Origin of the sequence: Streptomyces stelliscabiei (genome assembly GCF_014873495.1) — a bacterium.
Taxonomy (GTDB): Bacteria; Actinomycetota; Actinomycetes; order Streptomycetales; family Streptomycetaceae; genus Streptomyces; species Streptomyces bottropensis.
In genome coordinates this window covers 9,288,790-9,310,692 of sequence record NZ_JADBGF010000001.1, presented here as the reverse complement: position 1 = coordinate 9,310,692, position 21,903 = coordinate 9,288,790, and the positions used below count along the sequence as shown (strand labels likewise).

17 protein-coding genes and 1 pseudogene are annotated in these 21,903 nt (G+C 72.2%); 6 read left to right on the top strand and 12 right to left on the bottom strand.

What is annotated here, in order from left to right; genetic code table 11:
• Positions 1-45 precede the first annotated feature (45 nt).
• Both H4687_RS40630 and H4687_RS40625 read left to right on the top strand, forming a co-directional pair.
• Positions 46-1,203 (top strand): hypothetical protein, encoded by a 1,158-nt coding sequence (locus H4687_RS40630; protein WP_046915220.1) that lies wholly within the window; start codon positions 46-48, stop codon positions 1,201-1,203.
• 133 nt (positions 1,204-1,336) lie between these two features.
• Positions 1,337-2,593, top strand: a complete 1,257-nt coding sequence (locus H4687_RS40625) for a lactonase family protein (protein ID WP_046915219.1) — start codon at positions 1,337-1,339, stop codon at positions 2,591-2,593.
• Here the strand turns inward: H4687_RS40625 and H4687_RS40620 are convergent.
• Together H4687_RS40620 and H4687_RS40615 are read right to left on the bottom strand one after the other, a co-directional pair.
• Complete coding sequence (locus tag H4687_RS40620) at positions 2,561-3,286, bottom strand: DUF2470 domain-containing protein (protein WP_046915218.1); 726 nt, start codon at positions 3,284-3,286, stop codon at positions 2,561-2,563. The two genes, H4687_RS40625 and H4687_RS40620, sit on opposite strands and share 33 nt — an antisense overlap.
• Positions 3,287-3,415: 129 nt before the next feature.
• Positions 3,416-4,024: a TetR/AcrR family transcriptional regulator gene (locus tag H4687_RS40615; protein WP_046915217.1), complete on the bottom strand. Its 609-nt coding sequence runs from the start codon at positions 4,022-4,024 to the stop codon at positions 3,416-3,418.
• Between the two features lie 118 nt (positions 4,025-4,142).
• On the opposite strand from H4687_RS40615, the gene H4687_RS40610 reads away from it, so the two are divergent.
• Entirely contained in the window at positions 4,143-5,681 is a 1,539-nt protein-coding gene (locus tag H4687_RS40610; protein ID WP_046915216.1) for a cytochrome P450, read from the top strand.
• On the opposite strand, the gene H4687_RS40605 is transcribed toward H4687_RS40610, so the two are convergent.
• The 10 genes and pseudogenes from H4687_RS40605 to H4687_RS40560 form a co-directional block, all read right to left on the bottom strand.
• Complete coding sequence (locus H4687_RS40605; RefSeq protein WP_046915215.1) at positions 5,649-6,509, bottom strand: pentapeptide repeat-containing protein; 861 nt, start codon at positions 6,507-6,509, stop codon at positions 5,649-5,651. The genes H4687_RS40610 and H4687_RS40605 overlap by 33 nt on opposite strands.
• A gap of 42 nt (positions 6,510-6,551) precedes the next feature.
• Positions 6,552-7,303: pseudogene (locus H4687_RS40600) on the bottom strand (PIG-L deacetylase family protein).
• Positions 7,304-7,325: 22 nt separating this feature from the next.
• The gene (locus H4687_RS40595; protein WP_046915214.1) at positions 7,326-8,627 is read right to left on the bottom strand and encodes an alpha/beta fold hydrolase; all 1,302 of its coding nucleotides are present in this window, start codon (positions 8,625-8,627) and stop codon (positions 7,326-7,328) included.
• Positions 8,628-8,772: 145 nt separating this feature from the next.
• Positions 8,773-9,798, bottom strand: a complete 1,026-nt coding sequence (locus H4687_RS40590; RefSeq protein WP_046915213.1) for a LacI family DNA-binding transcriptional regulator — start codon at positions 9,796-9,798, stop codon at positions 8,773-8,775.
• Between the two features lie 112 nt (positions 9,799-9,910).
• On the bottom strand, positions 9,911-11,335 hold the full coding sequence (locus tag H4687_RS40585) for a BNR repeat-containing protein (RefSeq protein ID WP_046915212.1): 1,425 nt from the start codon (positions 11,333-11,335) through the stop codon (positions 9,911-9,913).
• Positions 11,336-11,393: 58 nt separating this feature from the next.
• Positions 11,394-11,714 carry an L-rhamnose mutarotase gene (locus tag H4687_RS40580; protein ID WP_046915211.1) on the bottom strand — a complete coding sequence of 107 codons (321 nt, stop codon included), beginning with the start codon at positions 11,712-11,714 and terminating at the stop codon, positions 11,394-11,396.
• A gap of 46 nt (positions 11,715-11,760) precedes the next feature.
• Positions 11,761-12,843, bottom strand: coding sequence for a rhamnose ABC transporter substrate-binding protein (gene rhaS, locus H4687_RS40575; RefSeq protein ID WP_046915210.1), 1,083 nt, complete (start codon positions 12,841-12,843; stop codon positions 11,761-11,763).
• Between the two features lie 117 nt (positions 12,844-12,960).
• The gene (locus H4687_RS40570) at positions 12,961-13,995 is read right to left on the bottom strand and encodes an ABC transporter permease (protein WP_046915209.1); all 1,035 of its coding nucleotides are present in this window, start codon (positions 13,993-13,995) and stop codon (positions 12,961-12,963) included.
• The gene (locus H4687_RS40565) at positions 13,988-15,028 is read right to left on the bottom strand and encodes an ABC transporter permease (protein ID WP_046915208.1); all 1,041 of its coding nucleotides are present in this window, start codon (positions 15,026-15,028) and stop codon (positions 13,988-13,990) included. Before H4687_RS40565 ends, H4687_RS40570 begins: the two co-directional genes overlap by 8 nt.
• The gene (locus H4687_RS40560; protein WP_046915207.1) at positions 15,025-16,542 is read right to left on the bottom strand and encodes a sugar ABC transporter ATP-binding protein; all 1,518 of its coding nucleotides are present in this window, start codon (positions 16,540-16,542) and stop codon (positions 15,025-15,027) included. The genes H4687_RS40565 and H4687_RS40560 overlap by 4 nt, the downstream gene beginning before the upstream one ends.
• Before the next feature lie 258 nt (positions 16,543-16,800).
• Between H4687_RS40560 and rhaI the strand changes: the two genes are divergently transcribed.
• From rhaI to H4687_RS40545, 3 genes are all read left to right on the top strand, one after another.
• On the top strand, positions 16,801-17,961 hold the full coding sequence (gene rhaI, locus H4687_RS40555; RefSeq protein WP_046915206.1) for an L-rhamnose isomerase: 1,161 nt from the start codon (positions 16,801-16,803) through the stop codon (positions 17,959-17,961).
• Positions 17,962-18,276: 315 nt separating this feature from the next.
• Positions 18,277-20,316 carry a bifunctional rhamnulose-1-phosphate aldolase/short-chain dehydrogenase gene (locus H4687_RS40550; protein ID WP_046915205.1) on the top strand — a complete coding sequence of 680 codons (2,040 nt, stop codon included), beginning with the start codon at positions 18,277-18,279 and terminating at the stop codon, positions 20,314-20,316.
• A gap of 20 nt (positions 20,317-20,336) precedes the next feature.
• Positions 20,337-21,773 (top strand): rhamnulokinase, encoded by a 1,437-nt coding sequence (locus H4687_RS40545; RefSeq protein ID WP_046915204.1) that lies wholly within the window; start codon positions 20,337-20,339, stop codon positions 21,771-21,773.
• The last annotated feature ends 130 nt before the right edge of the window (positions 21,774-21,903 follow it).

Here is a 21,903-nt window from a genome sequence, read left to right as displayed (position 1 = left end):
TACCGAGCGACGAGGCACCGGGCGAGATCGAGGGGAGCGTACGGAATGGCCGAAGGCACCGTACGGATCGACGGGAGCACACTGTGTCTGCCGGGGGGTGTGCGGGTGCGCTTCCAGCGCACCCTGCGGCTGCCGGAGTCGGGCACCCACCAGCTCCCGCCCGGTCTGGGCGACTTCCCGATCCGGCGGGTCGAGGACTATCCGCACACCGCCTCGCAGGAGATGCGGGCGCGGGGCGGGGTGATGCTTCCCGTGTATCTGCGTGAGGCGATGTGGACGCACTTCGGCGGTTCCACGGAACCGGCCGCGCTCCAGGTGGGCGTGGGCAAGGTGTGCGCGGTGTCGGGGAAGCCCTGGAGCGGCACGCTCGCGCGGGACCCGCAGAACTACGTGGTGCTGCCGCGCCAGCCGTGGCTCGACGGCATCAACTCCGGCAAGGGCACGGTCAGGCAGTTCGTGGCCGTCCCGCTCGGGCTCGGGGCCACGGTCGAGGGCCAGGTCACCGGCGAGGAGGTGTTCGGCGGGGTCCAGCTCCAGTCGTTCCCGCTGAACGACGAGCAGCTCGCCCTGTGGCGGAAGGAGGAGCGGCGTCGCGCCGAGCGCGAGACGGCCATCGGTCTGGTGGGCGGCGGAGGCCTCTTCGCCGGCACGGGCCCGGTCCCGATGCCGCCCCCGGGTGCGCCTCCGCTGCCGCCCCAGTCCACCGGGTTCACGGCGCCCGCGCCGGGTGGCGCGCCGCTGCCTCCCCCCGCGCCCTACGGGGCGCCCGCTCCCGCCGCGGCGCCCATGGGCGGCGCGCCCGCCGCAGCGCCCCGGGCGCAGGCGGCGATGGGGCTCGGTGTCGGCGGCTCGATGCGCCAGGAGGTCTACCGGGACACCTGGCCGCGCGGCAGCTGGGCCGAGACGGCGGCCGGGCGGGTCTTCGTCCATCTGGTCACGCCGCCCGAGTGGCGCCGGATCACCGGGGAGGCCCCGCCGCCGTCGCCCGTGGACCGGGCCGCGTACACGCGGGCCGGGCTTCCCTGGTTCGACTACTACGACGAGGACGCGCACGATCTCGACGCGGCCGACGCCCTCGGCACGGTGAAGCCCGTCGGCGACTGGCTCGGCGACGACCTCGACCCGTGGCAGGCGCCCGCCCCGGGCCAGGTCCACCCGCTCGGTGACGCACCGGGCAAGCCGGTCCAGGACGGCGACTGGTAGCCGGTCCGACGGCCGACGCGAGGGCGACGGCGGGCGGCGCGCACCACGCGCCGGCGGCCGTCGCTTTTGCGCGCAGGCGCTCGTACCCGTCAAGGTGGTGACGGACCGGACGAGCGACACCCGAGGTGCACGCATGACGAGTGGGGCGGCAGGGGACCAGGACGGCTGGAACAGGCGCCATGTCCTGGGGCTGCTGGCGGGAGCGGCCGTACCGGCCGCCCTGGCCGGGTGCGCGGGCTCCGACGGGACGGCCGGACCCACGTCCTCCTCCCCCGCGCGGGACACTCCGACGGCTCCCTCGCGGGAGGCGGAGGCCGGGGCGGCCACCGGTTCCGCGACCGCCTCGCCCTCCCCGACCCGCACCGGCCCCCGGCCGCTCTACATCGGCACGTACACCTCGGCCGAGGGCGGTGGCACCGGCATCGGGGTGGCGACGTACGACGTCCCGAGCGGCCGGGTCACGGGCGGGGGGACGATCACCGGTGTCGCCGACCCGTCGTATCTCGCCGTGCACCCGGACGGCCGGACGCTGTACGCCGTGAACGAGCGCACGCGGGGTGGGGTGACCGCCGTACGGCTGTCCGACCGCCGGGTGCTCGGCACCCGGAGCAGCGGCGGCGAGGCGCCCTGCCATCTGTCGGTGCACCCGGGCGGGCGGTGGCTGCTGAGCGCCAACTACGGCTCGGGCAGTGTCGCCGTGCACCCCGTCGAGGACTCGGGAGCGCTGGGCGAGCGCACGGATCTGGTGGTGCACAGCAGTCCGGCGCCGGGTCCCGGGCAGGACGGGCCGCACGCGCACCAGGTCCTCACGAGCCCGGACGGCGGTCATGTGCTCGCCGTCGACCTGGGCACCGACACGGTCTACACCTACCGTCTGGACCAGTCCCGGGGCACGCTCACCGAGGTCTCCCGGGCGCGCACCCGGCCGGGCGCCGGGCCCCGGCACCTCACCTTCCATCCCGGGGGCCGGTACGCCTATCTGGCGAACGAGGTCGACAACACGGTCGTGGTCTGCGCCTACGATCCCGGCAGCGGGCGGCTCGCACCGGGTGACCCGCAGCCCACGGGCACGGGCTCGGGCACGAACTATCCCGCGCAGCTGGTCGTGACGCCGGACGGCGCGTACGCCTATCTCGCCAACCGGGGGCACGACAGCCTCACCCGCTACGCCGTGGAGGCGGACGGCGCACGGCTGCGGCTGCTCGACACCGTGCCGGTCGGCGGGGACTTCCCGCGCCAGATCGCGCTGTCGCCGGACGGGGGTCTGCTGTTCGCCGCGCTGCAGCGGTCGAGCGCGGTCAGCGTCTTCCGGGTCGGGAGCGACGGCGAACTGCGCCGCGCGAGCGGTCCGTTCGCGTCACCCGTCGCCGTCTGTGCGCTGCCGCTGTAGGGCCCGGGGGCAGGACGCGGCGCTCGCCCGGGAGAGCAGCATGTGCATGCGCTCGGTGAGCTGCGCCATGTCGTCGGCCGGCTTGTGGAACGTCAGGCGTACGTCGCCGTCGCCGCGGGCCCGCTCGATGCGCAGGGTCAGGCCGTGCCGGTCGACGGCGAGGGGCTGGACGCGTACGGCGCCGTGCAGGCTGTCGTGCGGGACGAGCCGGGTGAGACGCTCGACGGCGTCGGGGTGGGCGTCGGCGAGGTGGGTCAGCAGCCGGGGCTCGGCGGTGACCAGCGGATCGGGCTCGGCTGCGGCGAAGTCGTCGAGGTCGACCACGACCGCGCCGGACGGCTCGCGCAGCACGATGCGGGTGGGCCGGAACTCCAGGTCGCCGTCCTCGGGCGTGAACCAGCCGGCGATCCACAGCCGGGCCCGGATGCGGCCTCGCACCGGGACGGGCGCGACGTCGGCGAACTCCAGCACGGCGGACGGCTCGCCCCGCGGCGCGCAGATCGCGGCGGCGACGAGCGTACTGTCCTCGGGGACGCGCAGGATCACCCGGCCGTCCTCCGTGACGGTGTGCGCGCCGACGAACTCCTCGCGGCCGCCGTCGGCGGTCACCGCGCAGGACCACGCCGCGGCGAGCACCGAGCGGGCGCGCTCGGCCGCGGCGGGCGCGGCCGTCCAGGTGTGACGGTCACCCATCCCAAACCTCCATTAGGTAAGCCTTGCCTAACTTATCGAAGATCGGGGCGCACGCCAACCACCGGCGGCCGGTCCACGGAATTTCCCCCCGCCCCCGCGTACCGGAGGCGGTCGGCAGGAAGGTGCGGCTCAGGGTGTGAGCACGCCGAACAGGGCCCGCGCGCACAGGTCACGCACCTGTTCGCGGGACAGCTCCGCGCCCCGCAGCCATTCCAGACAGACGGCCGTCGTGAACGACAGCCAGCCGCGCACGGCGAGCCGCATCTCCGGCCGCCCCTCCAGGGCCGCCGCGAACTCGGCGTCCGACGCCAGCGCCGCCAGGATCTGCGCCTCCTGCACGGCCAGCGCCCGCTGGTAGACCCTGCGCACGGCCTGGTCGCCGGTGGCGTCGGCACGGTGGAAGGCCCGGAAGCCGTGGGCGTGCTCCTCGACATGGGCGAGGAAGACGTCGAGTCCGTTGCCGAGCCGCTCGCGCGCCGACGCGCCCGGGGCGGGCGTCATGATCCGCAGCATGCGCTCGCTCTCGCGCTCCACGACGGCCGCGAAGAAGTCCCGCTTGTTCGGGAAGTAGTGGTAGAGCAGCCCGCGGGAGACACCGGCGATCTCGGCCACCTGCTCGATCCACACGTCGTCGTACGGGCTCTCCGAGAAGAGCCGGGCGCCGACCGCGAGGAGCTGCTCCCGCCGTTCCCCGGTGCTGAGCCGACGCCGCGGGCGCTCCTGCTGCCTGGCTGCCATGCCGGTCACCTTACTTGACGTGAGTTCAACAACGGGACGAGACTGGACGCGCTATTGAACCCGAGTACAACAGGCGCGCCGGGCCCCGCCACGGCGTGCGGGCGAGGGAGATGTGGTCATGACGGCGACGACAGGGGCCACGGCTGTCAGGGGCTTCCGCAGCGCGGAGCTGGGCTGGCCCGAACTGCACCGGATACCGCACCCGCCGTACCGCATCCCTCTCGTCGGTGACGTGCTCGGCACGAACGTGCGCACGCCGGTCCAGGAATCGGTGCGGCTCGGGCAGCGGCTCGGGCCGATCTTCCGGCGCAAGGCGTTCGGCAAGGAGATCGTGTTCGTCGGGGGCGCGGGGCTCGCGGCCGAGATGGCGGACGAGTCCCGGTTCGCCAAGCACGTGGGCGTCGGAGTCGCCAATCTGCGGCCGGTGGCCGGGGACGGTCTCTTCACCGCGTACAACCACGAGCCGAACTGGCAGCTGGCGCACGACGTCCTCGCCCCGGGCTTCGGCCGGGAGGCGATGGCCGGCTACCACCCGATGATGCTCGACGTCGCCGAGCAGCTGACGGAGCACTGGGACCGGGCGGAGGCGGCGGGCTCCACCGTGGACGTGCCCGGCGACATGACCAAGCTGACGCTGGAGACGATCGCCCGCACCGGCTTCGGCCACGACTTCGGCTCCTTCGAGCGCACCCGCCCGCACCCCTTCGTCGCCGCCATGGTCGGCACCCTGACCTACGCCCAGCGCCGCAATGTCGTGCCCGACCGGCTGGTCCCGCTGCTGCTGCGCGGTGCAGCCCGGCAGAACGGGGCGGACATGGCGTACCTCGACGAGACGGTCGACGCGGTGGTGCGGGCGCGGCGGTCCTCCGGCGGCGGGCGGGGTGGCGGTCACGGCGACCTGCTCGACCGGATGCTGGAGACCTCGCACCCGGAGAGCGGCGAGCGGCTGTCCGCCGAGAACGTCCGGCGGCAGGTCATCACCTTCCTGGTCGCCGGGCACGAGACCACCTCGGGCGCCCTGTCCTTCGCCCTGCACTACCTCGCCCGGTACCCGGACCTGGCCGCCCGCGCCCGCGCCGAGGTGGACCGGGTGTGGGGCGACGCAGCGCGGCCCGGCTACGCGCAGGTGGCCAAGCTGCGGTACGTGCGCCGGGTGCTCGACGAGGCGCTGCGGCTGTGGCCGACGGCGCCCGCGTTCTCGCGGGAGGCCCGCGAGGACACCGTGCTGGGCGGGGTCCACCCCATGCGGCGGGGCGCCTGGGCACTGGTGCTGACGTCGATGCTGCACCGGGACCCGGAGGTCTGGGGCGCGGACGCCGAGCGGTTCGACCCGGACCGCTTCGACGCGGCTGCCGTACGCGGCCGGGCCCCGCACACGTTCAAGCCCTTCGGGACGGGTGCGCGGGCCTGCATCGGCCGCCAGTTCGCGCTGCACGAGGCCACCCTGGTGCTGGGGCTGCTGCTGCGCCGGTACGAGTTGGTGGCGGAGCCCGCGTACCGGCTGCGGGTGGTGGAGCGGCTGACGCTGATGCCGGACGGGCTGCGGCTGCGTGTACGGCGGCGGGTGGGCGCGGTGCCGGGCGCCCCGCAGGAGCCGTCGTCACCCCCGTCGCCCTCGTCGCCGTCAGGCTGTCCAGTGGCCGGGGCGGGTGACTGACGCCGGCAGCCGGGTCCCGGTGCTGCCGCGTGCCGCCTGGAGCTGGGGCTGGGTCAGGAAGAAGGCGCCGGTCAGGTCCGCGTCGGTGAGGTCGGCGTCGCGAAGGTCGGCGCCGATCAGATCCGCGCCCCGCAGGTCGGCCCCGGTGAGGTCGGCCGCTATCAGATAGGCGCCGCGCAGGTCGGCCTTGCGCAGGTCGGCGCCCTTGAGGCGGGCGCCCATCAGGTCGGCGCCGCGCCGGTTCCGCTTGCGTCCCCCGGCGCCCGCGCGCATGAGTTCGCTGACCCGCAGCAGCAGCACGTTGACGCGCTGCCGGTGCGCGGCGACGTCCAGCTCGCCCAGCTCCTCGGGCGTTCCGCCGGCCAGCCGCTCGGTCTCCGCGCGGACCCGGCGGAGGGCGGCGTGCACCGGGCGGGCGGCGGGGAGGGTCAGCGCCTCGGTCACGTACCAGAGCAGCTCGTGGAGTTGGCGTACCACCGGGAAGACGTCGAACATCCGCCGGGCGTGCCCGGGGCCGCCCGTACGCCAGCTCTCGCCCCCGAAGGTGACCTGCGAGACCCGCTGTCCGGCGCCGAAGCAGTCGTAGACCGTGCAGCCGTTGAAGCCCTCGGTGCGCAGCCGGGTGTGGATCCCGCACCGGAAGTCGTCCCCGAGGTTGCCGCACGCCGTGCCCGCGGCCTTGTCGACGGCGAAGTCGGCCGAGGCGGAGAAGGGCAGGGCGACGCAGCACAGGCCGAAGCAGCTGCCGCAGTCCGCGCGCAGCGCGCGCAGGGCCCCCCGGTCGTGCTGATCGTGCTGGTCGAGGGCCTCGCCGGATCCTTGTTCCATACGGTTCACCCTAACGAGGGTCCGACAGGACCGGGCGACCCCTCAGCGGGGGAACACCTCGAAGGCCACGGCCGGTCTGCCGCCGAACCTCTCCCCCGTGGTCCGGGCATGTCCCGTGAGGAAGTCGCGGACGTACGTCTCGGGGTCCTCCTTCGTGAGCACCTCGAGGTAGGTGCGGTGTTCCAGCAGGGAGGCGACGGCCCGGTCGAGCCGGGGCCGGCGTCCACCGCGTGGGTGGGGGTGGCCGAACCGGCGACGGCGACCCAGCGGACGCCGTCCCAGGGCTGGAGCCCCTGTGCGACGAGTTCGGGGAAGATCCAGCGGTTCCCCGCGTCCCCGGCGGCGTCCAGGGTGGCCCGGCCCACCGCCACGTGGTCGGGGGTGTTCCAGGCGACCCCGCCCCAGGTGTCGCGGTGGTTGAGGGTGATGACCAGTTCGGGGCGGTGCCGCCGGATGGCCGCCGCGATGTCCCGGCGCAGGGCGGGCCCGTACTGGACGACGCCGTCCTCGTGGTCCAGGAACTCGACCTCCGTCACGCCCACGACGGCCGCGCTCGCGCGCTGTTCCCTCTCCCGCAGCGGGCCGCACCGGGCGGGCTCCAGGGTGTCGATGCCGGCCTCGCCGCGCGTCGCGAGCACATAGGCGACCTCGCGGCCCTCGTCGGTCCACGCGGCGATCGCCGCCGAGCAGCCGTACTCCAGGTCGTCCGGGTGGGCCACGACGGCGAGGGCGCGCCGCCAGTCGTCGGGCATGGGAGTGAGCTGTTCCGGCTGATGTTTCTCGGGGTCGGTCATGGAGGCACCGTAACCGCGTCGGTCACGCCTCGTCCCGCGCCAGCGCCAGCAACCGGTCCAGCACGCGCGGTCCCCCGGCGCGTACGCCGTCGTGTTCGAACTCGTCCGTGACCCAGGTGCGCAGACCCCGGACGGCACGGGCGGTCCGCAGGGAGTGGGCCGTGTCGACGTACATGTCGTCGTGGTAGACCGCGGCGGCGACCGGGACCTCGTTGCGGGCGAGGCGCTCCGGATCGTAGAGCGGCAGCCAGCCCCGGTCCTCGGCCAGACTCCGCGCGGTCTCGCGCAGCGGGCGCAGGGCGGGGTCGTTGTCGAACATCCAGGGGTGCACGGACTCGCCCGTGAAGAGCACCGGGCCGTCGCCCGTCAGCGCCTTGGCGGCGTCGAACTGCGGCAGGCGCCGGCGCACCCGTTCGGCCGCCCAGTCGGTGGGGCCCGCGTCCTGGCCGTAGATCGCCTCGTGGAGGAGCGCGTACAGCGGGTGGCCCGCGTAGGACAGCAGGCCCTGGACCTCCTCCTGGAAGGCGTCGGAGAGTTCGGGGCCCCGGGGGGTGGTGACGAAGGCGTCCTCCAGCAGGAAGTGCAGGCGGTGGCTGCCGTCGCCGCGGCCGAGGAGGATGCCGAGGGACTGGAACGCCTCGACGGTGAACCGGTAGCCGCCGGGGAGGACGATGTCGTGCCGGAGCAGGTGCTCGGCGATCCGCCGGGCCCGCTCGACGTCCTGCGGGTAACGGGCGTAGTGCGCGGCGACCTTGCGCTCGATGCGCGGGAAGGCGGCCTCGTAGACGTCGTCGGCGGTGCCGTCGAGGGAGGGCAGCCCGCCGGTGACGAGGACCGTGCTCAGTCCCTCGGGCGCCTCGGAGAGATAGGTGAGCGCGCAGAAGCCGCCGAAGCTCTGGCCGAGGACGGCCCAGGGGGCGCCGCCGGTGACCTCGGGGCGGATGGCCTCGCAGTCGCGGACGATGGAGTCGGAGCGGAAGTGGGCGAGGTAGTCGGCCTGTTCGACGGGGCCGCCGCGCAGCGGGAGGGTCTGGCGGTTGGCGGGGGTGGAGGCGCCCGTGCCGCGCTGGTCCAGGAGCAGGACCCGGTACTCCTCCAGGGCCCGGCCGAGCCAGGCCTCACGGCCGACGAAGCGGTTCGCCCCGAAGCCGGGGCCGCCCTGCAGGTAGACCAGCCAGGGCAGTTGGGCCGCCGTCTTGTCGCTCGCGACGACCTCGCGCGCGTAGAGCTCGATCCGCTCCCCCGCCGGGCGGTCGTGGTCGAGGGGGACGGTGAAGCGGCGGTCGGTGAGGACGACACCGGGCTGCCGGTAGCTGACGGACAACGGGGCTCCCTGAGCGGACGGATTCCAGGCCGTGGTCCAGTCCAGCACAGATTCTCCGCCCGGCCGACCCCGTGGATCAAGAAGTTCTCGCTGACCCATGGGTCAGTACGGGGGCGGCCTTCGGCAGGGGCTGCTGAACGGGCGCTCAGCGCGCCGAGAGGCTGGAGCGCCGCACCACCAGTTCCGGCTGGAGGACGACCCGCCGGTGCTCGTGCCGCACGGGCGCGGTCTCGGCCTCGGTCTCCTCCAGCAGGAGTTCGGCGGCGAGGGCGCCCATGGTGACGGCGGGCTGCCGTACGGAGGTGAGGGGGACGGCCGCCGCGGCGGCGAACTCGATGTCGTCGTAACCGACGATGGCGAGGTCGTCCGGGACGCTCACTCCGGCCGCGTACATGGCCTGGAGCACGCCGAGGGCGAGCAGGTCGTTGGCGCAGAAGACGGCGGTGGGACGGTCGACCAGGCCGAGGAGACGGGCGCCCGCGTCCCGGCCGGCGGCCACGTCGAGGCGCTCGGTGGGCAGCTCGCGCAGGGCGTCGGCGCCGAGGCCCGCCTCGCGCAGGGCGTTGAGGGCACCCGTGCGGCGGTCGCGGACCTGGTTGAAACCCGCCGGTCCGCTGACGTAGGCGAGGGAGCGGTGACCCGCGTCGATCAGATGCCGGACGGCGAGGGCACCGCCCGCGACGTCGTCGACGGAGACCGAGCACTCGGTGGTGCCCTCGGCGACCCGGTCGACGAGGACGAAGGGGATGCCGTGACGGCGGAACGCGGCGATGTTGCGGCCCGTCGCGTCGGCGGGGGTGAGCAGCACGCCGCGCACCCGTTGTTCGGCGAACAGCGAGAGGTACTCGGACTCCTCGCTCGCGCTCTGCGCGCTGTTGCAGACCATCACGCCGAGTCCGGCGTCGCGCGCGGCCCGCTCGGCACCGCGCGCGACGTCGACGAAGAAGGGGTTGCCCATGTCGAGCACGAGCAGCCCCATGATCCGGCTCCGCCCCGCCCGCAGCTGGCGCGCCGACTCGCTGCGGACGTAGCCGAGACGGTCGATCGCGGCCAGCACGCGGGCCCGGGTTCCGGAGGCCACCGAGTCCGGCCGGTTGATGACGTTGGAGACCGTGCCGACGGAGACTCCGGCGGCTGCGGCGACGTCCTTGATACCCACCGGCTGCGACATCGGACGGGGACCTCCAGGAAGATACGGAGCGGCGGGCATACGTTCACATTACCGTCGGAGCCGCCCCGGGAACGGCCCGGTCAGGCGCGGAAACGTCGCCCGGGCAGGGGGATCAGGCGGGCAGGGCGAAGTCGACGACACGCAGCGCCGACGGGGTCGTCCCGCTCGACTTCACCTGGTACATCACGGACAGCACATTGTCCTGGGCGATCCGGCTCTCGTCGAACACGACCTCGCCGAATGCGTTGAGGCCCGAGCCGTCGTACAGGATCCTCCAGTCGGTGTGACCGGAGGCCGCCGAGGCACCGGCGATCCGGCCGAACGGGAAGATCGCGTAGGCGTTGTTGTACTTGTCCATGACCAGCTTGGTGCGCTGGCTGGAGTTGAGCGGCACCGGTATCTCGGTCTTCGCCCAGGCGCCGGAGGCGCTCTTGCGGACGAGGAAGGCGCGGCCGTTGGCGGTGCGGTCGGCGACGTAGTTGGTCGTGCACTGGCCGAAGCGGCCGGGGACGTAGCTGATGATGGCGTGCGGGCGGCCGGCGGAGTCGGTCCACTGGCTCTCCTGGTTCATCAGGGAGTGGTCCGGGTTCAGCGCGTCCACGACCAGGCCCGCGTCGGTGACGGAGACCCTGTCGGAGCCGCCGGTGGTCCCGACGACGGTGCCCGCGTTGTTGCGCCAGGTGCGACCGCGGTCGTCGGAGTAGACGTAGCCGGTGTCGTGGTTGGTGATGCCGCCGCCGTTGCACATCACGGCGCCGTTCTGCTCGCGCCAGGTGAACAGCGCGTGCAGGCGCCCGTTGCGGTCGTAGTCGATGCCGTGCAGGTACATGTTGCGGGCCGTCGAGGAGCCGTGCTCGCTGGTGTACGTGCCGGTGGAGCTGGTCCACTCGCCGAGGTGGGTCCAGGAGGTGCCGTCGTACTCGGCGAGGGCGTTGCGGCCGTTGCCGGAGATGCCGGCGCGGTAGCTCAGCTGGAGCTTTCCGTCGGGCAGGGAGACGAACTGCGGGTAGGTGAACTGCGAGGTGAGCGCGAGTCCGTCGAGGGTGGACTGGGGTGCGCCGAAGCGGCTCGCGGTCCAGCTCAGGCCGGCGGGGTTGTCCATGAGCCCGGCGACCGACTTGACGTAGGTGAAGCCGTCGCTGTGCGAGTCCATGTTGAGGTGGAGGCGGCCGTCGACCTTGGAGACGCCCATGGAGATGACGTTGTGGGAGTCGTTGTAGCGCAGGGTGTGGCCGACCTTGACGGTGGACCAGGTGCCGGACCCGAGGACGCGGCGGCCGACGACGGCGTTGCGGTCGGCGGTGTACCAGACGGCGTACTGGTAGCCCTTGTAGGTCAGCAGGGCGTTCTTCTGGAAGGCGTTGTTGTTGACCAGGCCGTCGTAGGACACGAAGAAGATGGCCTGGCTGTCCAGCAGGGTGTTGCCGGTCTGGCTGACGGACGGGCCGGGGTCGGCGGCGCGGGCGGTGGCGGCGCCGAGGGCGGGGGTCATCACGGCACCGGCGAGTGCGGCGCCGAGCAGCGTACGTCTCTTCATCTCGGGGACTCCGTTGTCGAGCGAAATGGGGAGGGGGAGGGTGCTGCGACGTGGGGGGTCAGGCGAGGTGGAAGACCTCGGTGAGGGGCTTCATGGCCTCGTCGGGCCGGGCGCCGTCGAGGGACTCGAAGAACGGCGCCATCTCCTTCTGCCAGCGGGCGTTGACCTCGGCGGCCTCCATGCCGGCGAGTGCCGCCGGGAAGTCCTCGGTCTCCAGGTAGCCGACGAGCAGGCCGTCGTCGCGCAGGAAGAGGGAGTAGTTGTGCCAGCCGGTGGCCGAGAGAGCCTGAAGCATCTCCGGCCACACGGCGGCGTGCCGCTCGCGGTACTCGTCGATCCGGTCCGCACGGACCTTGAGGAGGAAGCAGACGCGCTGCATGAGAACCGCTCCTGGGGTGAGGGGGGTGGTGACGCCGGTTCGCGGATCAGAAGTTGAACTTGTCGATGTTGTCCTTGGTGAAGACGGTCGGCTTGCCGAGGCTGATCACGCCGTCCTTGCCGATGGTGTACTCGCCCATGTCACCGGCGGTGAAGGTCTCGCCCTCCTTGCCGGTGATCTGGCCGGAGACCAGCGCCACCGCGGTACGGGCGGCCAGCTCGCCGAGCTTCGCCGGGTCCCACAGCTCGAAGCCCTCGACCGTGCCGTCCTTGACGTACTTGCGCATGTCGTTGGGGGTGCCGAGGCCGGTCAGCTTGACCTTGCCCTTGTACTTGGAGCCCGACAGGTACTGGGCGGCGGCCTTGATGCCGACCGTGGTCGGGGAGATGATCCCCTTCAGGTTCGGGTACTCCTGGAGCAGGCCCTGGGTCTGCTGGAAGGACTTCTGGGCGTCGTCGTCACCGTAGGCGACCTTGACCAGCTTGATGTCCTTGTACTTGGGGTCCTCCAGCTCCTTCTTCATGAAGTCGATCCAGACGTTCTGGTTCGTCGCGGTCTGCGCGGCCGACAGGACGGCGATCTCGCCCTTGTAGCCGATCTGTTCGGCGAGCAGCTGGACCTCGGTGCGGCCCAGGTCCTCGGCGCTGGCCTGCGAGACGAAGGCGTTGCGGCACTCCGGCTTGGTGTCGGAGTCGTAGGTGACGACCTTGATGTCGTTGCTCATGGCCTGCTTGAGCGCGGTGCACAGGGCGCCCGGGTCCTGGGCGGAGACGGCCATGGCGTCGACCTGCTGCTGGGTGAGCGTGTTGACGTAGTTGACCTGGCCGGAGGTGTCCGTCGCGCTGGACGGGCCGACCTCCTTGTAGCTGGAGCCCAGCTCCTTCAGGGCCGCCTCGCCGCCCTTGTCGGCGGAGGTGAAGTAGGGGTTGTTGACCTGCTTGGGCAGGAAGCCGACGGTCAGGCCCTTCTTCAGCGCGGCGTTCGGGTCGGCCTTGCCGGTGGCCGCCGCGGAGGCGGTGTCGTCCTTGACGTCGCTCTTGGTGGTGCCGCCGCAGGCGGTGACGGCGAGCGCGAAGGAGGTGACGGCGGCGAGGGCCGCACAGGAACGGCGGAGGGTGGCTCTGCGCATGACGGTGGAATCCTTTACGACGAGGGATGGTGTCGCGCCCCGAAGAGGGCACGGTGAGGTCTTCGCTGTGCGGCTGCCGCCGCGTGTGCGCGACCGGCCACGCACGGCCGGCAGCTGTCAGACGGCCGTCTTGCGAACGGCCTCGCCGGCGGAACCGCCGGCGGATCGTCGGCCGGCCCGGGCGAGAGCGACCTGCCTCGCCACCCGGGGGCCGAGCACGGACAGCACGAGCAGGACGCCGGTGACGACGATCTGCGACTGTGCCGAGACGTCCTGCAGGCTCATCACGTTCTGCAGGGTGCCGAGCAGGAACACACCGGCGATCGCGCCGCCGAGTGTGCCCTTGCCTCCGTCGAAGTCGATGCCGCCGAGCAACACGGCGGCGATGACGGACAGTTCGAGCCCGGTGGCGTTGTCGTAGCGGGCGCTGGCGTAGTGCAGCGCCCAGAAGACGCCGGTGAGGGAGGCCATGAGGCCGGTCACCGTGAAGAGGATCAGCTTCTGGCGCTTGACGCGGATGCCGGTGAAGCGCGCGGCCTCCTCACTGGCGCCGATCGCGAACAGGGAGCGCCCGAACGGGGTGGCGTGCAGGGCGATCACGGCGATGACGAGCAGCACCAGGAAGGGGATGAAGGCCTGGGGGACGAAGCTGTCGCCGATCCGGCCGGCCGCGAAGTCCAGGTACTGCGTGGGGAAGTCGGTCACCGCGTCGGAGCCGAGCACGATCTGCGCGATGCCCCGGTAGGCGGCGAGCGTACCGATGGTGACGGCGAGGGAGGACAGACCGAGCCGGGTCACGAGCAGGCCGTTGATCAGTCCGCAGACGACACCGAGGAGCAGGCAGATCGGGATGATCGCCTCGATGGTCAGGCCCTGGTTCCACAGGGCGCCCATCACCGCCCCGGACAGTCCGGCGGTGGAGGCCACCGACAGGTCGATCTCGCCGGAGACCACCAGGAGGGTCATCGGCAGGGCGACCAGCGCGATCGGCAGGGTGTTGCCGATGAGGAAGGACAGGTTGAGCGCGTTGCCGAAGCCGTCGACGGTGGAGAAGGACAGCAGGAGCACCACGACGAACGTGGCACCGACCGCCGAGTCCCACCGCTTCAAGGAGGACCAGCCGCTCGCACGCGACAGGGACGGGTCAGCCATGGCGGGCGTTCCTCTTCTTCAGGGCGGCCGCCACCCGCAGCGCGACCACACGGTCGACCGCGATGGCGAGGATGAGCAGGATGCCGTTGATGGCCAGCACCCACACCGAGCTGACGCCGAGGGCGGGCAGCACGCTGTTGATGGAGGTCAGCAGCAGGGCGCCGAGCGCCGCGCCGTAGACGCTGCCGGAGCCGCCGGTGAAGACCACGCCGCCGACCACGACCGCGCTGACGACGGTGAGTTCGTAGCCGTTGCCGGTGCTGGAGTCGACGTTGCCGAAGCGGGCCAGGTACAGGGCTCCGGCGAGGCCGGCGAGGGCGCCGCAGAAGGTGTAGGCGATCAGGATCCGCTTGCGGACCGGGATACCGGCGAGGCGGGCGGCCTCCGGGTTGGAGCCGAGGGCGTACAGCTCACGGCCGCTGCCGAAGTGCTTCATGTAGTACGCCGTCACGACCAGGACCGCGACCGCGATCAGGGCCAGGTACGGCACCGCGGAGATGCCGCCGGAGCCGAAGTCGACGAACCCGTCGGGCAGCGCGGACGCGGTGATCTGGCGGGAGCCGACCCAGATCGAGTCGATGCCCCGGATGATGTAGAGCGTGCCGAGGGTGACGACGAGGGCGGGCACCTGGCCGAGGCTGACGAGCAGACCGTTCAGCAGGCCGAAGCCGATGCCCATCAGGACCGCCAGCGCCACGGCCACGACCGCGTTGCCGCCGCCCTGGAGATACGTGCCGGCGGCGAAGGCGCTGATGCCGAGGATGGAGCCGACCGACAGGTCGACGTTGCGGGTGATGACGACCAGCGACTGGCCGACGGCGACCAGCACCAGGATGGTCGCGTTGAGCAGGAGGTCCTTGATGCCCTGCTCGGTGAGGAACTCGCTGTTGCCCAGCTGGGTGACGACGATCATCACCAGGAAGACGGCCAGGATGGCGAGTTCGCGCATCTTGAAGACGCGGTCCACGAGCCGGGTGCCGCTGGACTTCGGCACCTCGGCGACGGGGGTGTTCTCGGGGGCGGTCACCGTCATGCGGCGGCCCTCCCGGTGGCTGCGGCCATCACGGATTCCTCGGTGGCTTCGGAGCGAGGGATCTCGGCGGTGAGCCGGCCCTCGTGCATCACGAGCACGCGGTCGGCCATGCCGAGGATCTCGGGCAGGTCGGAGGAGATCATCAGTACGGCCACGCCGTCGGCGGCGAGCTGACTGAGGAGGCGGTGCACCTCGGCCTTCGTACCGACGTCGATGCCTCGGGTGGGCTCGTCGACGATCAGTACCTTCGGCCCGGTGGCCAGCCACTTGGCGAGGACGACCTTCTGCTGGTTGCCGCCGGACAGCGTGTTCACGGTGTCCGCGATCCGGGCGTACTTGACCTGGAGCCTGACGGCCCAGTCGAGGGCGCGGTCGCGTTCGGCACCGCGGTCGACGAGGCCGGCCCTCACGGTCCTGCGGAGTCCGGTGAGGCCGATGTTCCGCTCGATGGACATGTCCATCACCAGGCCCTGGGCGCGGCGGTCCTCGGGGACCAGGGCGAGCCCGGCGGCCATCGCGGTGGAGGGGGCGCCGTTGGTGAGCGCGCGGCCGTCGAGGTCGACCTCGCCCGCGTCCCAGCGGTCGATGCCGAAGACGGCCCGCGCCACCTCCGTGCGCCCGGCGCCGACGAGGCCGGCGAGGCCCACGATCTCGCCGCGGCGGACATCGAAGGAGACGTCGGTGAAGACGCCCTCGCGGGTCAGCCGGCGCACGCTCAGCGCGACCTCGCCCGGCTCGACCTCCTGCTTGGGGTACAGCTCCTCCAGGTCGCGGCCGACCATGCGGCGGACCAGGTCGTCCTCGGTCATGCCCTCGACCGGCTCGCTGGAGATCCAGGCGCCGTCGCGCAGGGTGGTGACCCGCCGGCAGATCTGGAAGATCTCCTCCAGGCGGTGGGAGATGAACAGGACGGCGGAGCCCTGGTCGCGCAGGGTGCGGACGACGCCGAAGAGGCGGGCCACCTCGCTGCCGGTGAGGGCCGCCGTCGGCTCGTCCATGATCAGGACGCGGGCGTCGAAGGACAGCGCCTTGGCGATCTCCACGATCTGCTGGTCGGCGATGGACAGGCCGCGCGCCGGGCGGTCGGGGTCGAGTTCGACTCCGAGCCGCCGCATCAGGGCGAGGGTGGCCGCGTGGGTGGCCTTGTGATCGATACGGCCGAGGGCACGCCGCGGCTGGCGGCCCATGAAGATGTTCTCGGCGATCGAAAGATCGGGGAAGAGAGTGGGCTCCTGGTAGATGACGGCGATGCCCGCGTCCCGGGCGTCGGCCGGGCCGTGGAAGACCGTGGGCTCGCCGTCGAGGAGCACCTGACCGGAGTCCGGTCGGTGCACCCCGGCGAGGCTCTTGATCAGGGTCGACTTGCCCGCACCGTTCTCCCCGGCGAGTGCGTGCACCTCGCCCGGGAACAGTTCGAGGGACACGTCCCGCAGGGCGCGTACGGCGCCGAAGGACTTGGAGACGCCCTTCAACGCGAGAACGGGGGCCGGACCCGTGTCGGACGGGTGGGTCATGGGGGCTCCTCGACGACGGCCGGTGGCTAGCGGAGAAGCTGCCTCACTGCGTCGTGAAAGGTTTCAACTGGATTGCCGGGACGTTAGGCACCAGTCGCATGTCGCGTCAATGGGTTCCGGTCGAAATTCTTTCGATAGAAGTGGTCACAACCGGGTCACGGAGAACGGTATGGAGCAGAGGGGTTGACAGCCCGGCGGGCCACTCATAGTTTCCGGTGCTGAATCGTTTCAGACATCAAAGCCGGTAGGAGCCCTGACGTGACCGAGCTCGCCGCGGTGAAGGCCGCCCTCAAGACCCAGGCCGTCGAGACGCCGTCGTGGGCGTACGGAAACTCCGGAACGCGCTTCAAGGTGTTCGCCCAACAGGGTGTCCCGCGCGATCCCTGGGAGAAGCTGGACGACGCCGGCAAGGTCCACGAGTTCACCGGCGTGGCGCCGACGGTCGCCCTGCACATCCCCTGGGACAAGGTCGAGGACTACGCGGCACTCGCCAAGCACGCCGAGGAGCGTGGCGTGAAGCTGGGCGCCATCAACTCCAACACCTTCCAGGACGACGACTACAAGCTGGGCAGCGTCTGCCACCCGGACGCGTCGGTGCGGCGCAAGGCCGTCGATCACCTGCTGGAGTGCGTCGACATCATGGACGCGACCGGGTCGCGGGACCTGAAGCTGTGGTTCGCCGACGGGACGAACTATCCCGGCCAGGACGACATCCGTGAGCGTCAGGACCGGCTGGCGCAGGCCCTCGCCGAGGTCTACGGGCGGCTCGGCGACGACCAGCGGATGCTGCTGGAGTACAAGTTCTTCGAGCCGGCCTTCTACGCGACCGACGTGCCGGACTGGGGCACCGCCTACGCCCACTGTCTGAAGCTCGGCCCGAAGGCGCAGGTCGTGGTCGACACCGGGCACCACGCGCCGGGCACCAACATCGAGTTCATCGTGGCGACGCTGCTGCGCGAGGGGAAGCTCGGCGCGTTCGACTTCAACTCCCGGTTCTACGCGGACGACGACCTGATGGTGGGCTCCGCGGACCCCTTCCAGCTGTTCCGGATCATGTACGAGGTCGTGCGCGGCGGCGGGTTCACCCCCGAGGTCGCGTTCATGCTCGACCAGTGCCACAACATCGAGGCGAAGATCCCGGCGATCATCCGGTCGGTGATGAACGTGCAGGAGGCCACGGCGAAGGCACTGCTGGTGGACCGGGAAGCCCTTGCCGCCGCGCAGCGGGACGGGGACGTGCTCGAAGCGAACGCGGTCGTGATGGACGCCTACAACACGGACGTGCGGCCGTTGCTGCGCGAGGTGCGGGAGGAGATGGGGCTGGACCCCGAGCCGCTGCAGGCGTACCGCCGCTCCGGCTGGGCCTCGAAGATCGTCGAGGAGCGGGTGGGAGGAGAGCAGGCGGGGTGGGGCGCCTGATCTCCGGGTTCCGTCTGCCTGTTCTTGTTCGTTGCGGGCCGCGGGCCGGTTCGTGGCTGGTCGCGCGGTTCCCCGCGCCCCTGAAAGACCAGGCCCCTGCGGGCCTGAAAGACCACGGCCCCCCGGGCCTGAATGGCAACGGCCCCCCGGGCCGAAATGGCTACGGGGCCGCGGCCTGAAAGGCACGGGGCGCAGCCCTGCTTTTCAGAGGCGCGGGGAACTGCGCGAGAACCCCCACCGGGCCCGCGTCCGGCGACGCACCCCCGACCCCCGAGCTGAACCCCGTACCCGTCTCACCGTAAGGATTGATCTCGCATGGCAACCCATCCCGAAGCCGCAGCCCTGCTCGCCCGGTCCCGTCGGCTCGGTGCCGATCCCCGGAACACCAACTACGCCGGCGGCAACACGTCCGCCAAGGGGAGCGACACCGATCCCGTCACCGGGGGCGAGGTGGAGCTGATGTGGGTGAAGGGGTCCGGCGGTGACCTCGGGACGCTCACCGAGGCGGGGCTGGCCGTGCTGCGGCTGGACCGGATGCGCGCCCTCGTCGACGTGTACCCGGGGGTGGAGCGCGAGGACGAGATGGTCGCCGCGTTCGACTACTGCCTGCACGGCAAGGGCGGGGCGGCGCCGTCCATCGACACCGCCATGCACGGGCTGGTGGACGCCGCCCACGTCGACCATCTGCACCCCGACTCCGGGATCGCGCTCGCCTGCGCGGCCGACGGGGAGAAGCTGACGGCCGAGTGTTTCGGGGACAGTGTGGTGTGGGTGCCGTGGCGCCGGCCGGGCTTCCAGCTCGGGCTGGACATCGCGGCGGTCAAGCGGGAGAACCCGGGGGCGATCGGGTGCGTGCTGGGCGGGCACGGGATCACGGCCTGGGGCGACACCGCCGGGGAGTGCGAGAAGAACTCGCTGCACATCATCCGTACCGCCGAGCGGTTCCTCGCCGAGCGGGGCAAGGCCGAGCCGTTCGGGCCCGTCCTGGAGGGCTACACGGCGCTCGCCGCCGCGGAGCGCCGGGAGCGCGCCGCCGCCCTGGCACCGCACATCCGGGCCATCGCCTCGCAGGACAGGCCGCAGGTCGGGCACTTCACCGACGCGGACGTCGTCCTCGACTTCCTGGCGAGCGCCGAACACCCGCGGCTCGCCGCCCTGGGCACCTCGTGCCCGGACCACTTCCTGCGCACGAAGGTCCGCCCGCTCGTGCTGGACCTCCCGCCGACCGCCGATCTCGACTCAGCGATCGCCCGGCTGAAGGAACTGCACGCCGGGTACCGGGACGAGTACGCCACCTACTACCGGCGGCACGCCGAGCCCGACTCCCCCGCGATGCGCGGCGCCGACCCGGCGATCGTGCTGATCCCGGGCGTGGGCATGTTCAGCTTCGGCAAGGACAAGCAGACCGCGCGCGTGGCCGGCGAGTTCTACGTCAACGCGATCAACGTGATGCGGGGCGCCGAGGCGGTGTCGACGTACGCGCCGATCGAGGAGTCGGAGAAGTTCCGCATCGAGTACTGGGCGCTGGAGGAGGCCAAGCTCCAGCGGATGCCGAGGCCGAAGCCCCTCGCGACGCGGGTGGCGCTCGTGACGGGTGCGGGCAGCGGGATCGGCAAGGCGATCGCGCACCGGCTGGTCGCGGAGGGTGCCTGTGTCGTCGTCGCCGATCTGAACGGCGAGAACGCCGCCGCCGTGGCCGAGGAGCTGGGCGGGGCCGACAAGGCCGTCGCCGTGACCGTCGACGTGACGGACGAGGAGCAGATCGGTGCGGCCTTCGAGGCCGCCGCGCTGGCCTTCGGCGGGGTCGACCTCGTCGTCAACAACGCGGGCATCTCGATCTCCAAGCCGCTCCTGGAGACCTCCGCGAGGGACTGGGACCTCCAGCACGACATCATGGCGCGCGGGTCCTTCCTGGTGTCGCGGGAGGCGGCCCGCGTGATGATCGCGCAGGGGCTGGGCGGCGACATCGTCTACATCGCCTCGAAGAACGCCGTCTTCGCCGGGCCCAACAACATCGCCTACTCCGCCACCAAGGCCGACCAGGCCCACCAGGTGCGGCTGCTGGCCGCCGAGCTGGGCGAGCACGGCATCCGCGTCAACGGGGTCAACCCCGACGGTGTGGTGCGCGGCTCCGGGATCTTCGCGGCCGGCTGGGGCGCCCAGCGCGCGGCAACCTACGGGATCGAGGAGGAGAAGCTGGGCGAGTTCTACGCGCAGCGGACCATCCTCAAGCGCGAGGTGCTCCCCGAGCATGTGGCGAACGCGGTGTTCGCGCTGACGGGCGGGGAGCTGACGCACACCACCGGTCTGCACGTCCCGGTCGACGCCGGCGTGGCCGCCGCCTTCCTGCGATGAGTGCGCACGGGAGCGGGTCCATGAAGTCGTACGCGGCGGTCGACCTCGGCGCGTCCAGCGGGCGGGTGATGGTCGGCCGCGCGGGGCGGGACTCGCTGGAGCTGGTCGAGGCCCACCGCTTCCCCAACCGTCCGGTGCGTACGCCCGAGGGCCTGCGCTGGGACGTCCTCGCGCTCTACACGGGGGTCCTGGACGGGCTGAGGGCGGCCGGGCAGGTCGACTCCGTCGGCATCGACAGCTGGGCCGTCGACTACGGGCTGCTGGACGCCGACGGCGCGCTGCTGGGCAACCCGGTGCACTACCGGGACGCCCGTACGGAGGGGGTCGCGGAGAAGGTGTGGGCCACCGTGCCCGCCGCCGAGCTGTACGCGGCGACCGGCCTGCAGTACGCCCCCTTCAACACCCTCTACCAGCTGGTCGCCGCCCGGTCCTCCGCCCAACTGGCCTACGCCGAGCGGTTGTTGCTCATCCCGGATCTGCTGACGTACTGGCTGACGGGTGAGCTGGGCACCGAGCTGACCAATGCCTCGACGACCCAGCTGATCGACCCCCGGACGCGCGACTGGTCCCACGACGTGGCCGAGCGGCTCGGGGTCGACCTGAAGCTGTTCGCGCCGCTGCGGCGGCCCGGGGACCCGGCGGGGCTGCTGCGGGCGCGGGTGCTGGAGGAGACCGGGCTGACCGGGCCGGTCCCGGTGACGACGGTCGGGTCGCACGACACCGCCTCGGCGGTGGCCGCCGTCCCGGCGACCGGGGAGCGGTTCGCGTACATCTGCACCGGCACCTGGTCGCTGGCCGGCCTGGAGCTTCGGGCCCCGGTGCTGACCGAGGCGAGCCGGGCGGCCAACTTCACCAATGAGCTGGGGCTCGACGGCACGGTCCGCTACCTGCGGAACATCATGGGGCTGTGGCTGCTCCAGGAGTGCGTACGGGAGTGGGGGGACCCCGACCTCGGCGAACTGCTGCGGGCCGCCGCGACCGTGCCCGCGCTGCGGTCGGTCGTGGACGCCGGTGACGCGGCGTTCCTCGCGCCCGGCCGGATGCCCGAGCGGATCGCCGAGGCGTGCCGGGAGTCGGGGCAGCCCGTCCCGCGGACGCCCGCCGAGATCACCCGCTGCATCCTCGACTCGCTGGCCCTCGCCCACCGGCGGGCCGTGACCGAGGCGCAGGCGCTCGCCGACCACCCCGTGGACGTCGTCCACATCGTCGGCGGCGGCACCCGCAACGCCCTGCTCTGCCAGCTCACCGCCGACGCCTGCGGGCTGCCGGTGGTGGCGGGACCGGCGGAGGCGGCGGCCCTGGGCAACGTCCTCGTGCAGGCCCGCACCCACGGTCTGGTGGGCGACCGGGCCTCGATGCGGCACCTCCTCGCCCGCACCCAGCCGCTGGTGCGCTACGAGCCGCAGGGCGACCCGGCGGCCTGGCGCGCGGCGGAGGCCCGGCTCACCGCACGGTGAGCCGGACGGCCCCACATGTTCGTTCCCGGCACCGGTCGGCCCACGGATCCGCCCGTGTCCGCCGATCGGTGCGGGGGGCCTCTCGCCCTGCGCGTATTGACGCCGTACTCTGCACTCATCCGATGACCGA